At 48.0% G+C, this 13,258-nt stretch carries 11 protein-coding genes; 6 read left to right on the plus strand and 5 right to left on the minus strand.

Annotation, left to right across the window (positions count from 1 at the left end):
- Nucleotides 1–171 precede the first annotated feature (171 nt).
- Nucleotides 172–1,278 (plus strand): glycerol dehydrogenase, encoded by a 1,107-nt coding sequence (locus M988_RS07820; RefSeq protein ID WP_064573586.1) that lies wholly within the window; start codon nt 172–174, stop codon nt 1,276–1,278.
- A 358-nt stretch (nt 1,279–1,636) separates the two neighbouring features.
- Nucleotides 1,637–3,283, plus strand: coding sequence for a class I fumarate hydratase FumA (gene fumA, locus M988_RS07825; protein ID WP_064573588.1), 1,647 nt, complete (start codon nt 1,637–1,639; stop codon nt 3,281–3,283).
- Nucleotides 3,284–3,382: 99 nt separating this feature from the next.
- Here fumA and fetB read toward each other — a convergent pair whose 3' ends face one another.
- The 3 genes from fetB to pyrC form a co-directional block, all read right to left on the minus strand.
- On the minus strand, nt 3,383–4,141 hold the full coding sequence (gene fetB / locus M988_RS07830) for an iron efflux ABC transporter permease subunit FetB (protein ID WP_008813808.1): 759 nt from the start codon (nt 4,139–4,141) through the stop codon (nt 3,383–3,385).
- On the minus strand, nt 4,138–4,800 hold the full coding sequence (fetA, locus tag M988_RS07835; protein WP_064573590.1) for an iron efflux ABC transporter ATP-binding subunit FetA: 663 nt from the start codon (nt 4,798–4,800) through the stop codon (nt 4,138–4,140). Before fetA ends, fetB begins: the two co-directional genes overlap by 4 nt.
- Before the next feature lie 68 nt (nt 4,801–4,868).
- Nucleotides 4,869–5,912: a dihydroorotase gene (gene pyrC / locus M988_RS07840; protein ID WP_039186351.1), complete on the minus strand. Its 1,044-nt coding sequence runs from the start codon at nt 5,910–5,912 to the stop codon at nt 4,869–4,871.
- A 269-nt stretch (nt 5,913–6,181) separates the two neighbouring features.
- Here pyrC and M988_RS07845 point away from each other — a divergent pair, with 269 nt between their 5' ends.
- Nucleotides 6,182–6,472, plus strand: coding sequence for a putative quinol monooxygenase (locus M988_RS07845; protein ID WP_008813805.1), 291 nt, complete (start codon nt 6,182–6,184; stop codon nt 6,470–6,472).
- 303 nt (nt 6,473–6,775) lie between these two features.
- Here M988_RS07845 and rne read toward each other — a convergent pair whose 3' ends face one another.
- Nucleotides 6,776–10,174 carry a ribonuclease E gene (rne, locus tag M988_RS07850; RefSeq protein WP_064573592.1) on the minus strand — a complete coding sequence of 1,133 codons (3,399 nt, stop codon included), beginning with the start codon at nt 10,172–10,174 and terminating at the stop codon, nt 6,776–6,778.
- 619 nt (nt 10,175–10,793) lie between these two features.
- Here rne and rluC point away from each other — a divergent pair.
- Nucleotides 10,794–11,750, plus strand: a complete 957-nt coding sequence (gene rluC / locus M988_RS07855) for a 23S rRNA pseudouridine(955/2504/2580) synthase RluC (RefSeq protein WP_008813803.1) — start codon at nt 10,794–10,796, stop codon at nt 11,748–11,750.
- 47 nt (nt 11,751–11,797) lie between these two features.
- Here rluC and M988_RS07860 read toward each other — a convergent pair whose 3' ends face one another.
- Nucleotides 11,798–12,397, minus strand: a complete 600-nt coding sequence (locus M988_RS07860; RefSeq protein WP_064573594.1) for a Maf family protein — start codon at nt 12,395–12,397, stop codon at nt 11,798–11,800.
- Nucleotides 12,398–12,538: 141 nt separating this feature from the next.
- Here M988_RS07860 and yceD point away from each other — a divergent pair, with 141 nt between their 5' ends.
- Together yceD and rpmF are read left to right on the plus strand one after the other, a co-directional pair.
- A complete protein-coding gene (yceD, locus tag M988_RS07865) occupies nt 12,539–13,060 on the plus strand; it encodes a 23S rRNA accumulation protein YceD (RefSeq protein WP_004092920.1) in 522 nt (173 codons plus the stop codon).
- 16 nt (nt 13,061–13,076) lie between these two features.
- Nucleotides 13,077–13,247 (plus strand): 50S ribosomal protein L32, encoded by a 171-nt coding sequence (gene rpmF, locus M988_RS07870; RefSeq protein ID WP_004092921.1) that lies wholly within the window; start codon nt 13,077–13,079, stop codon nt 13,245–13,247.
- The last annotated feature ends 11 nt before the right edge of the window (nt 13,248–13,258 follow it).

Here is a 13,258-nt window from a genome sequence, read left to right on the forward strand (position 1 = left end):
GCCTTTTCTCTAAAATCATCTCGCAGATAAAATAATAACCCTAAATAGTTAGTATTATCTTGTCTTAGGTAGTTTAGCGGTGGATGAAGGCGTATCCTTTTATGAAGATAAAATTTTTCTTAACGAAAGATCACCTTCAGCAAATCGTGCTGTTATTTTCAGGAGCGTCATATGAATAAAACACCTCGTACGGTTACTTCACCGAAAAAATTTGTTATTGGGCGCGGCCTTCTTCAACAAATGCATGATTACGTGAAAGATTTTGGTGATAATGCTTTTATCATCAGTGATGAGTTCATATTGCCACGAGTGAAAGATGAGGCCGTTACAGGGTTGCAAAAGGCGGGACTAAAAGGTACCTGTGAAAAATTTAACTACGAATGTACTGAAGTAGAAATTAAGCGACTTGGAGCATTAGCCGAATCGCAGAGTGCAAATGTTATTGTCGGCATTGGCGGAGGCAAAACCTTAGACGCTGCTAAAGCAGTCGCTTACTACCATAAATTGCCGGTTATTTTATTCCCAACGATTGCGTCTACCGATGCTCCATGCACTGCGCTGGCGGTCATCTATAGCGAAGAAGGGGAGTTCGAACGCTACCTATTTTTGCCGCAAAACCCTGATGCTGTTATTGCCGATACTTCAATTATTGCAGCCGCGCCGGTACGTTTCTTTGCTGCCGGTGTGGGTGATGCGCTTGCAACCTATTTTGAAGCGCGTGCCTGCTATGCAGCTGACGGCGTGAATTTGGTGCTGAAAAAGCCATCTCGAACAGGACTCGGTCTGGCTCAACTGTGCTATGAGCTGTTGAGCGAAAATGTCGATGCGGCGATGGATGCGGTAAGAAATAAAGTTTCTACGCCTGCGCTTGAACAAACCATTGAAGCGACGATTTATTTGAGTGGCGTTGGGGCAGAAGCGGGAGGGTTAGCCGCTGCTCATGCGGTCAACAACGGTATGTCTGCGGTGCCTGATTTACATCGTGCGCAGCACGGTGAAAAAGTGGTATTTGGTCTCCTTACCCAGCTTGTGCTGGAAAATGCCCCACGCACCGAACTCGACGAAGTTATTCGTATTATCAAAGTCGCTGGCTTACCTCTGACGCTACAAGACATGGGACTGAAAAACTTTGTAGAAGCTGAATGGCGCAAAGTGGCAGAAATTGCCTGTGCGGAAGGGGATACTATGGGCAATATGCCAATGGAATTAACCGCCGATGATGTATATGAAGCAATGGTTGCAGCAAATGCCATGGCTGAGCGTTACAAAAACGCTTAATACTTAATGCTGAATATGTTGCTAATGCGGCCTGATGGCCGCTTTTTTATGCCTATGTGAAAAGCAATGTCTTACATTGAGACTCTGATCGGGTCTCAGCGATTGTAATCATTGTGTTAACTGCGAGATAATGACTTTAGCAATTAAAAATCTGTACCCGCAGTTCTCACCCTGTGAAGATGGAAAGCCCCATTCAAAAAGTACCCCTTTATCATTAGAGGGTATATTTTGGATTTAGCTCAAGAATCAACAGGCTAAAAACACGTAAGGTGGTGGTGTTTTCTTTACACAGTGAGCCGACGAGAATACGTCGCGTGAGTGTGAATCTACTGAAGCTGATGTTGCAAGTGAGAAAAAAATGTCAAATAAGCCATTTCATTACCAAGATCCGTTCCCACTAAAAAAAGACGAAACCGAATATTATCTGTTGAGTAAGGATCATGTTTCGGTCGCTGAGTTTGAAGGGCAAGAAATCCTAAAGGTTGAACCGCAAGCGCTGACTCTCCTTGCCCAACACGCGTTCCACGATGCTTCCTTTATGCTCCGCCCAGCCCATCAACAACAAGTTGCCCAAATTCTTGACGATCCAGAAGCCAGCGAAAACGACAAATATGTCGCACTGCAATTCCTGCGCAATTCTGAAATTGCAGCAAAGGGTATTTTGCCAACTTGTCAGGACACTGGAACCGCGATTATCGTCGGTAAGAAAGGTCAGCGAGTTTGGACGGGGGGCGGTGATGAAGCAGCCCTGTCTCGCGGCGTATACAACACCTTTATTGAAGATAATCTGCGCTATTCGCAAAACGCCGCGCTGGATATGTATAAAGAAGTTAATACCGGCAGTAACCTGCCTGCGCAGATCGATTTATATAGCACCGACGGCGATGAGTATAAGTTCCTGTGCATCGCTAAAGGCGGCGGCTCAGCGAATAAAACTTACCTTTATCAAGAAACTAAAGCGCTTTTAACTCCGGGCAAGCTAAAAAATTATCTGGTCGATAAAATGCGTACTTTAGGTACTGCTGCATGCCCTCCATACCACGTTGCTTTTGTTATCGGTGGCACTTCAGCCGAAGCGACGCTGAAAACTGTGAAGCTCGCTTCTACCAAATATTATGATGGTTTGCCAACGGAAGGTAATGAACATGGTCAGGCGTTCCGTGATATTGAGCTTGAGCAGGAGTTGCTGAAAGAAGCTCAGAATCTCGGCCTAGGTGCACAGTTTGGTGGCAAATATTTCGCCCACGATGTTCGTGTTATTCGTTTACCTCGCCATGGTGCTTCTTGTCCAGTAGGCATGGGGGTTTCCTGCTCGGCAGACCGTAATATCAAAGCGAAGATCAATCGTGATGGTATCTGGATTGAGAAACTGGAAAGCAATCCGGGTAAATATATTCCTGAACACCTGCGTAAAGCCGGTGAGGGGGAAGCGGTTAAGGTTGATTTAAACCGTCCAATGTCTGAAATATTGCAGCAGCTATCTCAGTATCCTGTCTCGACACGTCTATCGCTGAGTGGCACCATTGTTGTTGGTCGCGATATTGCCCACGCTAAATTGAAAGAACGTTTAGACAAAGGTGAGGGGCTGCCGCAATACATTAAAGATCATCCGATTTACTACGCAGGACCGGCGAAGACGCCTGCGGGTTATGCATCTGGTTCATTAGGGCCAACAACGGCAGGGCGTATGGACTCCTATGTCGATTTGCTGCAGGCCCACGGCGGTAGCATGGTCATGCTGGCGAAGGGTAACCGCAGCCAGCAGGTGACTGATGCCTGTAAGAAACACGGCGGTTTTTACCTCGGCAGCATCGGTGGCCCAGCTGCGGTTCTGGCTCAGCAAAGTATTAAGAGCTTGGAGTGTCTGGAATATCCAGAACTGGGTATGGAAGCGATCTGGAAAATTGAGGTTGAAGACTTCCCTGCATTTATTCTGGTTGATGATAAAGGCAATGATTTCTTCCAAGTGATCCAGTCTGAACAATGTACTCGCTGTGTGAAATAGTATTTTACGCATAACCGTTATAAAAAAGCCCTGCTTATTGAGCAGGGCTTTTTGCCTATATACGTGTTATATGGTTGGCGTATTTACCAACGAATCAAACTACAATAACTGTGACCGATCAGAATAAAACTTTTTGTAGGCGAGATAGCCGGCAATGATGGTCGAGAGGCTGGCGGTAGAGAGCAGCATAAATGTCACCATGATCTGATAGCGAATCGCTTTCACAGGATCTATCCCCGCAAAAATAAGCCCCGACATCATCCCAGGTAAACTGACTAACCCGACAGTTTTGGCTGAATCAACGGTCGGTATTAGCGCGGCTTTGATGCTGGCACGGATAATTGCGGCAGATGATTGTTTAGGTGTCGCACCGAGGCTGAGCATTTCTTGTACTTTTTGTTTTTCATCCGCAAAACGCTGGCGCAGATTGTTGTAGCACAGTCCGACAGCGACCATCGCATTACCCGCAATCATTCCCGAAATAGGAATAACCTGCATAGGTGTAAATGTTATGGAGCCGCTGAGGATCAGCACTGCTAAGGTAAGCGCGGTACCCGTCACGATAGCGATTAGTGAGATAACAAAGGCATGGCTTAAATTTTTGCTGCGCTTCTTGGCGTTGTAAGCCGCATTGACGCAAATAAATAGCACCATTAAAAGTGTTAGCAGGGCATGATCAATATTAAAAATATACTTCAGGACATAGCCAACGATAATCAACTGAATAATGGCGCGGGTTACGCTCCATATAATGTCTTTTTCTAACCCCAGCTTTTCTTTACCGCTGATCAGGAGTGCGATAGCGACGAGTGCTAGAGCCATAACCAGTGATTGATCGGTTATATTATGTTCGCTCACTGTTCTTCCCCTTTGGCTTCATGTTTTTCCATGCGTAGAAGATTATGAGATTGACGGATTTCATCGCTGTTGTGTGTGACCCACAAAACGGCGATGCCAGAGCTCTTGATTAAATCATCAATGACCTGGTGCACAATTTCTTTATTCTTATCGTCAAGAGCGCTGGTTATTTCATCAAGCAATAAGATTTCAGGTTGGTATTGTAGATTGCGCAGCAGAGCCACACGCTGCTTTTCACCACCGGAAAGTTCATCAATCTTCTTGTCTAAAATGTGCAGAGGGAGATCGAACTGTAGCAATCCCTTTTTTATTTTTTCATTGTCGACTTTATCCCCGCGGATTTGATACGGAAATCTGAGGTTATCACTGACTATCTCACCAAATAGAACTGGGGTTTGGAAACAGTAAGAAACCTTCTGACGGTACTCTTCAGGTTTGATCGTAATAATATTTTTCCCATGGAGAAAAATATCGCCCGAGGAGGGGGGGAATAAAGAGGCTATTATTTTCAGCAGAGTGCTCTTACCGCAACCGGATGGACCGGTAATCACTTTGAACTCGTTGGGCTGAAGCGTTAAAGAGAGATTGTCGATAATGATCTGTTGATCGACGCTAAAACAAATATTGCGCAGTTCAAGCAGATTCTCCGTGTTACTCATTTTATGTTCCATCTGGTGTTGCAGCCCACTGAATAAGTGGGCTGGGCCCAATTCTGGATATTAGTCGTTTACTTGACCGTCCATTGAACGGTTTCTCCGGCTAAGAATGGGATCAATGTATCGTCACCACAGGAGATAGACTCGGCCACGGTGACGGGGGTACGTACCAGCTCGATATAGCTCTCGTTAACTGGCAGGTTATAGAATGCAGGGCCATTGAGTGAACAAAATGCTTCAAGGTGTTGTAGCGCATTTTCCTCTTCAAACACGGTTGCATAGGCCTGTACGGCCGTTGGCGCATTAAATACACCGGCACATCCACAGCTGGATTCTTTGCGATGGCGTGAATGTGGCGCAGAGTCGGTGCCAAGGAAGAAGCGACTGTTACCGCTGGTGGCAGCCTTACGCAACGCTTGCTGGTGCGTGCTGCGCTTCAGTATGGGCAGGCAGAACAGATGTGGTCGGATGCCGCCAACCAGCATGTGGTTGCGGTTAAACATCAAATGCTGCGGGGTGATAGTTGCGGCTAAAAAGCTATCCCCTTCGGTCACAAACTCGGCAGCCTCTTGGGTCGTGATGTGCTCAAAGACAATTTTCAGCTCTGGGAAATTTTTGCGCAGAGGCAGCATAACTTCATCGATGAAACGAGCCTCGCGGTCAAAGATATCCACGTCGTGCAGGGTAACTTCACCATGGATCAGCAGCGGCATGCCCACCTTTTGCATCTTCTCAAACAGCGGATATAGGCCAGGAACCGATGTTACGCCATGTTTAGAATTAGTTGTTGCATTAGCAGGATAGAGCTTTGCCGCAGTAAAAACCCCTTCGGCGTGCCCCGAGATCAGCTCATTAGCATCGAGATCGTCGGTAAGATAGCAGGTCATTAGCGGCGTGAAATCGTGCTCCGCCGGTACGGCAGCGAGAATGCGTGCGCGATAGGCCTGTGCCTGAGCAACGCTGGTGATCGGCGGAACCAGATTAGGCATTACGATGGCACGGGCAAAATGCTGGCTCGTGTGCGGTAAAACGGTTTTCAGCATCTCATCATCGCGAAGATGGAGATGCCAGTCATCTGGGCGGCGGATCTTAAGGGCGTGCTGCATTACGGTCATTACAAGGCTCCGGCTGACAAGACTGTCTTGAGTGATGTTGACGATACAGATCGAGCGAGACACATTCTTAAATTAACGATGAAAATGTGTTTTTATGGCGGGGAATAAGGATAAGGGGAAACGCGTCAATATGCACTCGTTTGTTGTGATCTATCGATAATTAGTATGATTCATGAGAATTCCTGCGGGATTTTGTGTGACAAAAAGCGTAATGTGAAAGCAGGTATTAAATGAATGAATCTGTGAAATCAAAGAAAAGGAGTACCACGATGAGTGAGATTCGTATAGTTGCAACCTTGATCGCTAAACCAGAGCATACAGCAACCATTCATAGAGCAGTAGAACGCGTTGTCGATCCTAGTAGACAAGAGGTCGGTAATATTCAGTATGATCTGCACGAAGAAATTGGCCATAAAGGCACCTATGTATTCTTTGAAGTATGGGCGTCTCAGGAAGCGGTAGATCACCATAACAATACCGTACACTTCCAGAATTTTGTGAAAGAAATTGAAGGGAAGTTGGAGATGCTTGATATTAAGGTTCTACATCAGATTGCTTGATGAATAAATAATAGCCAGTCTCCGGGGGCTAAGGTTTTCCTTCATGCCCATTGCGTCATGCAGCCGGAGACTGTGCGGAAATAATACATTGTGATGCCAGAAACTCTAGGCAAATTATATTTCATCTATAATAAACTTATCCTAGCTCAAACGATGAATAATAATTGTCCTAATTGTTGATGCATATATATTATTAAACATATGAGAATGGTTTTTATTATTTAATAAAGTAATTCTGAGGTCAGTTTACAAATAAAAAACCCGCCAATGGCGGGTTTTTTATTTAGTGCAATAGCCAACTCATCAATCAACGGCTGGTGGCTTAGTTGCCGGTGCTGTTGCCTGACTTACCGCTGCATGTCCACCGGCACCGCCTTTGCTTTGTAGATCCAAAGCAGGGCGCTGCCAAGTGCTCACAGCCGGAGTCGAAGGAACATACTCAGGTGCGGGAGCCTTAGTCATTGGTGCTGTTGCTACGCGCTGCGCTTTAGCCGCAACCACAATAACCGGTTTAGCTGGAGTCGCCACCGCAGGCTGTACAGGCGCCTCGACGACAGCGTCTTCAGTAGCCCTAGTCTCTACTGTTTCAGTCGCTGGCGTTTCAACCGCCGCCGTTTCTGGCTGAGTCTCTGCTAGAACAGGAACTTCAGCAGCATCGATTGCCGTGGATTCAGCAGTCGTTAGCTCTTCGCTCACTGATTCAGCAGGAGTTTCTGCCACTACGGGAGCAACAGCCTCCGCGGTTTCTTCAGTAACACTCTGCTCGACCACTGTCTCTTCGGCTGCTGTTTCTTCAACAACAGGGGCGTTAGAAGCAACTTCTACCGCGTCGATGCTCGGTTCTGCAGGTTTAACTTCAGTCACAGGCTCTGCCGCAACGGTATCCGTGGTTAACGATGCAGCCGGTGCCGCAGCAACTGAGGTTGCTACTACAGAAGTGACCACCGCAGGGATGATGACTGGCTTAACGACGGGTGCCGCCACAACGGTTTCAACCACTGGTTGTTCTACTCTGTGTTCCACAACGTTTTCAGCAACAGGAGAAACATGTGTTTCGGTCTGGTGTTGTTCGGTTGTAGAAGCATGCGCTTCAACTTCAGTCGTTGCCGTTGGTGCAACTGGATAGCTGATCCACACTTTGCCAGATGCCATCTCTGGAGAGGCGGCGGCAAATGCCAGAGGCATTGGCGACTGAGTTGGGTAACGCTCATCACGATAACGACGACGGCGCTGACCGCTAACACGCAGATGACGAGGTGAGCGGCGAGAACGACGAGGCATACCGTTTTCACCCTGACGGTTATCACGGAAGCTTTCTTCTTCGTTTGCCTGCTGCTGTGGTGCATCAGTCTGAACAGCCGGCGCAGGTTCAGATACCGTCGGCGTGACGACTACCGCAGGAACGGAGGCTTTAGCTAACGCTGCGGCATCGTCTTCAGCCTGCGTTGTGAAGCGTACTTTTTGAGTCAGTTGGCGGCGCTGACGGCGCGGCATGTGCTGATTCTCTTCACGGTTGCTTTCTTCGGCTTCGGTCGTGGCGACGACGTCGTTGTTTTCTAGCGCTTTTACTTCTTGCTGAGCCTGACGTTTATCCTCGGTACGACGACGCTGACGGTCGTTGTTACGTGGTTCACGACGTGGCTGCTGTTCATCACGCTGTTCAGTTGGCGCTGCATCAACGTTAACGTCAGTATTGACAGCTTGTGCTGGCTGGCGGCGATTACGGCGCTGGTCTTCACGGTTGCTGTTACGTTCGTTGCGATCGTTGCTACGCTCGTTATTACGGTCGTTGCTGCGTTCAGGGCGGTCGCTATTGCGGTCGTTATTACGATCGTTGCGGTCATTACGATCGCGACGTCCATTTTGACGGCGGTTGTTGTTGCGACGATCCTGATTCTGGCGGCGAGGTTCTTCCACCGGCGCAGCGGGTTCGGCAGCTGGTTTTTGCTCTGACTCTGAACCAGCAAACATATTTTTCAGTGCAGAGAAGAAGCGGCTAACCAAACCTGGTTGGGTTGGTTCAGCAGGCTTAGCAACGGCTTTCGTCGCAGGTGCTACGGTAGCAGGTGTGGCAGTTTCAGCCGGCGGAGCCTCAACATCCAGAGAGAACGGCGCTAGTGCGGGTTGTTCAGGACGTTTACGCTCAAGTACCGGTTCTTCTTCAGCAGTCAGGCTCTCTGCTTCATGGAGTTGAGGCAAGAGATAGCTGAGGGTGCTGGTTTCTTCACCTTTACGCACGCGTACGACGGAATAATGTGGTGTTTGCATCTGATCGTTAGGAACGACGATGACTTTCACACCATCCTGACGCTTCTCGATAGCACTCACGGATTCACGCTTTTCGTTCAGCAGGTATGAAGCAACCGGAACAGGAACAATGGCGTGGACTTCGTTGGTGTTTTCCTTCAGCGCTTCTTCTTCAATCAGGCGCAGAATCGAGAGAGACAGAGACTCATTGTCACGTACGGTGCCTGTACCGTTACAGCGCGGACACACGTGGTGGCTGGACTCGCCAAGAGACGGGCTCAGACGTTGACGAGACATTTCCAGCAAACCGAAGCGTGAAATACGGCCAATCTGAATACGAGCGCGATCCTGACGGACGGCGTCGCGTAGACGGTTTTCAACTTCGCGCTGATGGCGTACCGGTGTCATATCGATAAAATCGATCACGATCAGGCCGCCAAGGTCACGCAGTCGCAGCTGGCGAGCAATTTCATCAGCCGCTTCGAGGTTAGTATTGAACGCCGTTTCTTCGATATCACCGCCGCGAGTTGCACGAGCGGAGTTGATATCGATAGCGGTCAAGGCTTCAGTCGAGTCAATAACGATGGAGCCGCCGGAAGGTAGGCGTACTTCACGCTGGAATGCAGACTCAATCTGGGATTCGATCTGGTAGTGGCTAAACAGCGGGATTTCACCGGTATACAGTTTAATCTTGCTGCTGAAATCAGGACGCCCCAACGCAGCAATATGCTGTTTGGCGAGATCGAGAATTTTTGGGTTATCAATCAGGATTTCGCCGATATCAGGGCGCAGGTAATCACGGAATGCGCGAACGATAACGTTGCTTTCTTGATGGATTAGGAATGGAGCAGGGCGGCCTTCAGCGGCTTTTTTAATGGCATCCCAGTGTTTCAAGCGGAATGACAGATCCCATTGCAGAGCTTCGGCAGATTTACCCACGCCTGCGGTACGAACAATTAGACCCATTCCATCAGGCAACTGCAGAGAAGAAAGGGCCTCTTTCAATTCTGTACGGTCATCACCCTCGATACGACGAGAGATACCACCTGCACGCGGGTTGTTCGGCATCAATACCAAGTAGCTACCAGCTAGGCTGATAAACGTTGTTAGCGCTGCGCCTTTGTTTCCACGTTCTTCTTTATCAACCTGAACAATAACTTCCTGACCTTCGCGCAAAACATCTTTGATGTTTGGGCGGCCATGAGAGGAGTAATTGCTAGGGAAATATTCGCGGGCGATTTCTTTGAGGGGGAGAAAACCATGTCGTTCAGCACCGTAATCTACAAAAGCAGCTTCCAGACTTGGCTCAATACGGGTTATTTTTCCCTTGTAGATATTCGCTTTTTTCTGTTCGTGGCCTGGGCTTTCAATATCCAGATCGTACAGACGCTGTCCGTCTACTAGGGCAACACGCAACTCTTCCTGCTGAGTTGCGTTAATCAACATTCTTTTCATCTTAAACTTACTCATTTTTTTTGCATTGGCAACTAAGCTGCGGGCAAAATAACGTCCTGACCGAGAGGAAGACCGATGACCCCGAGTCTTATCGCAAAGTCGTCAACCTCACGGTTGTCGCCTGCATAGGGGCGCATATTTCGGTAAGCCTATGTTTCTTAGCGAAAAAACAGCTTTGTGAAACAGAGCACTGTTTATCAGTAGATAACCCTACAAAATTTGAGTATTACTGATTCCATGATTTTGGTCAGACTGCTACCCACAGCCCGCTAATTACTTGATTTCACACTACGTCTTACGCCATTGCTGCATTTCTGTGTCATCAAGTAAACGTCAAATCCCGTCGTTTTCCCTGTCTTAATGAGAATAAACGCGGAAATCTTTGTCATTATTCCACTGCAATGCCCTGTATAGCAAGACGACTTTTGCCCTTATCCGGAAGATTCTTGCAGTAGTTCACAACAAGGCTGTCTGGTTGCTCGTATATTAGGCATAATGCGGGCGCAAACGTTCTCTCAACCGTGTCCACATCGTCTCTTTTTCATTCCTTTCATGATTATCTTCGGCGAGTTCAAAAAAGAAGTGGCATGCAGAGAGTTGCCTCTTTAAAATCGCGCCCATGAATATGAATAACACCTCAGTAAAGTTAGTCACGATTGCCGCCGATGAGGCTGGGCAGCGTATTGATAATTTTTTGCGCAATCAGCTGAAAGGCGTGCCAAAAAGTATGATTTATCGCATCGTGCGCAAGGGCGAGGTGCGGGTTAATAAAAAACGCATTAAACCAGAATATAAACTGCAGTCTGGAGATGAGGTTCGCATTCCTCCGGTGCGCATTGCGGAGCGAGATGAAGCGCCTGTATCCGCAAAACTGGACAAAGTCGCCGCGCTCAACGACTGCATTATCTTTGAAGATGATTATTTGTTGGTGCTGAATAAGCCCTCTGGGACAGCGGTTCACGGCGGCAGCGGCCTAAGCTTTGGTGTTATCGAAGGATTGCGTGCGCTGCGCCCTGAAGCGCGTTTCCTTGAGTTGGTTCATCGTTTGGATCGTGAAACCTCGGGTGTGCTGTTAGTTGCTAAAAAACGCTCTGCTTTGCGTGCACTGCATGAACAACTGCGTATGAAGGGTATGCAGAAAGATTATCTCGCACTGGTGCGTGGACAGTGGCAGTCGCACTGTAAAGTGGTGCAGGCGCCATTGTTGAAGAACATTCTGCAAAGCGGTGAGCGTATCGTGCGGGTGAATGCCGAGGGCAAACCGTCAGAAACTCGCTTCAAAGTGGAGGAGCGCTTTGAGAATGCTACGCTGGTGAAAGCAAGTCCTGTCACGGGACGTACACACCAGATTCGTGTTCATACGCTGCATGCGGGGCATCCGATTGCCTTTGATGATCGCTATGGCGACCGCGAGTTTGATAGCGAACTGAAAGGCACAGGCTTGGATCGTTTGTTCCTACATGCTGCAGCATTGCGTTTCGAGCACCCGAATACGGGGGAAACCATGCGTGTTGAAGCGCCGTTGGATAAGAAATTGCGCCATTGCCTTGACGTATTGCGCAAGACAAAGGCGTAATACTTTTCTTATTGCTCATGAATAAGCCGGAGTGATTCCGGCTTTTTTTATGCTTTGTTTTTGCTGTGTAGCAGGGCGTTGTAACCTGATTTAAGTAGCATTTCATTGAGCGCAATCAGCGGGAGGCCGATCAGCGCATTGGGATCTCGGCCTTCGAGACGGCTAAATAGTAAAATTCCCGCACCTTCACACATAAAGCTTCCTGCGCAGCTGAGTGGCATTTCTAGCTTGATATAAGCGCGAATTTCTTCATCACTTAAATGACGAAAATGAACGTGGAATGTTTCACAGATCATCTCTCTATGCATGGTGTGACTATTAACTACGCACAGACCGGTATAAAAGGTGATCATTTTTCCACTGGCGGCGCGTAATTGGCGCTGTGCATTCTCCACCGAACCCGGTTTACCGACGATATTTCCATCGATGACACATACCTGATCGGAACCAATAATAAAATTATTTGGGAATTTATTTGTCAGCGATAGCGCTTTTTCTAACGCCAAACGTTGAACCAAATCGGTTGCTGACTCCCCATCTTTCGGCGTTTCATCGGTATCGGGCGCTGCGCAGATAAACTCAACGCCAAGCTTTTCAAGCAAAGCTCGGCGGTAAGGCGAAGTAGAGGCTAGAATCAAAGGTGACATATTTTTTCCATAAAGCATGGCGTAATTGAATCTGACATTTTAAACTGTCCGCCGCTCAGGAAGCGAATATTGGAGGGAAAGTGCGCCCACAAGGCCTTTTCCTTTGACTCTCGGTCTTTACAAAGTTAATATGCGCGCCCTATGCAAAAGGTAAAATTACCCTTGACCCTCGATGCAGTTCGTACTGCACAGAAACGATTAGATTACGTTGGTTTCTATTCGTCTGAGCAGGTAACGCGAGTTGCTGAATCTGTGGTCAGTGTGGATAGCGATGTTGCCGTGTCGTTGTCATTTAATATTGATAACCAGCGGTTAGCGGTGATTACTGGTCATGCCGACGTAACGGTAACGTTATGTTGTCAGCGCTGTAATCAGACGTTCCAACAGCAAGTCCATACAACGTATTGTTTCAGCCCGGTCGCCAATGACGAGCAGGCTGAGGCATTGCCGGAAGCTTACGAGCCGATCGAAGTCAACGAATTTGGTGAAGTCGATTTGCTGGCAATGGTAGAAGATGAAATTATCCTCGCCCTGCCGGTAGTTCCGGTGCATGAATCTGAACACTGTGAAGTGTCCGAAGCGGACATGGTCTTTGGCAAACTGCCTCCAGAGGCGGAGAAACCAAACCCATTTGCCGCATTAGCCAGTTTAAAGCGTAAGTAATCAAGGAGTAAGGTCAATGGCCGTACAACAGAACAAAAAAACCCGCTCTTGCCGTGGTATGCGTCGTTCACACGATGCGCTGACCACGACTACCGTCTCTGTTGACAAGGTTTCCGGTGAAACTCACCTGCGTCACCATGTCACTGCGGACGGTTTCTACCGCGGTCGCAAGGTTATCGTTAAGTAATACTTTTAGTA

Source organism: Hafnia paralvei ATCC 29927 (assembly GCF_001655005.1).
In the GTDB taxonomy this organism is placed as follows: domain Bacteria; phylum Pseudomonadota; class Gammaproteobacteria; order Enterobacterales; family Enterobacteriaceae; genus Hafnia; species Hafnia paralvei.

Coding starts and splice junctions, on each gene's coding strand:
- M988_RS07820 (WP_064573586.1), top strand. CDS start 172: ATGAATAAAACACCTCGTACGGTTACTTCACCGAAAAAATTTGTTATT.
- fumA (WP_064573588.1), top strand. CDS start 1,637: ATGTCAAATAAGCCATTTCATTACCAAGATCCGTTCCCACTAAAAAAA.
- fetA (WP_064573590.1), bottom strand. CDS start 4,800: ATGAGTAACACGGAGAATCTGCTTGAACTGCGCAATATTTGTTTTAGC.
- pyrC (WP_039186351.1), bottom strand. CDS start 5,912: ATGACCGTAATGCAGCACGCCCTTAAGATCCGCCGCCCAGATGACTGG.
- M988_RS07845 (WP_008813805.1), top strand. CDS start 6,182: ATGAGTGAGATTCGTATAGTTGCAACCTTGATCGCTAAACCAGAGCAT.
- rne (WP_064573592.1), bottom strand. CDS start 10,174: ATGAAAAGAATGTTGATTAACGCAACTCAGCAGGAAGAGTTGCGTGTT.
- rluC (WP_008813803.1), top strand. CDS start 10,794: ATGAATATGAATAACACCTCAGTAAAGTTAGTCACGATTGCCGCCGAT.
- M988_RS07860 (WP_064573594.1), bottom strand. CDS start 12,397: ATGTCACCTTTGATTCTAGCCTCTACTTCGCCTTACCGCCGAGCTTTG.
- yceD (WP_004092920.1), top strand. CDS start 12,539: ATGCAAAAGGTAAAATTACCCTTGACCCTCGATGCAGTTCGTACTGCA.
- rpmF (WP_004092921.1), top strand. CDS start 13,077: ATGGCCGTACAACAGAACAAAAAAACCCGCTCTTGCCGTGGTATGCGT.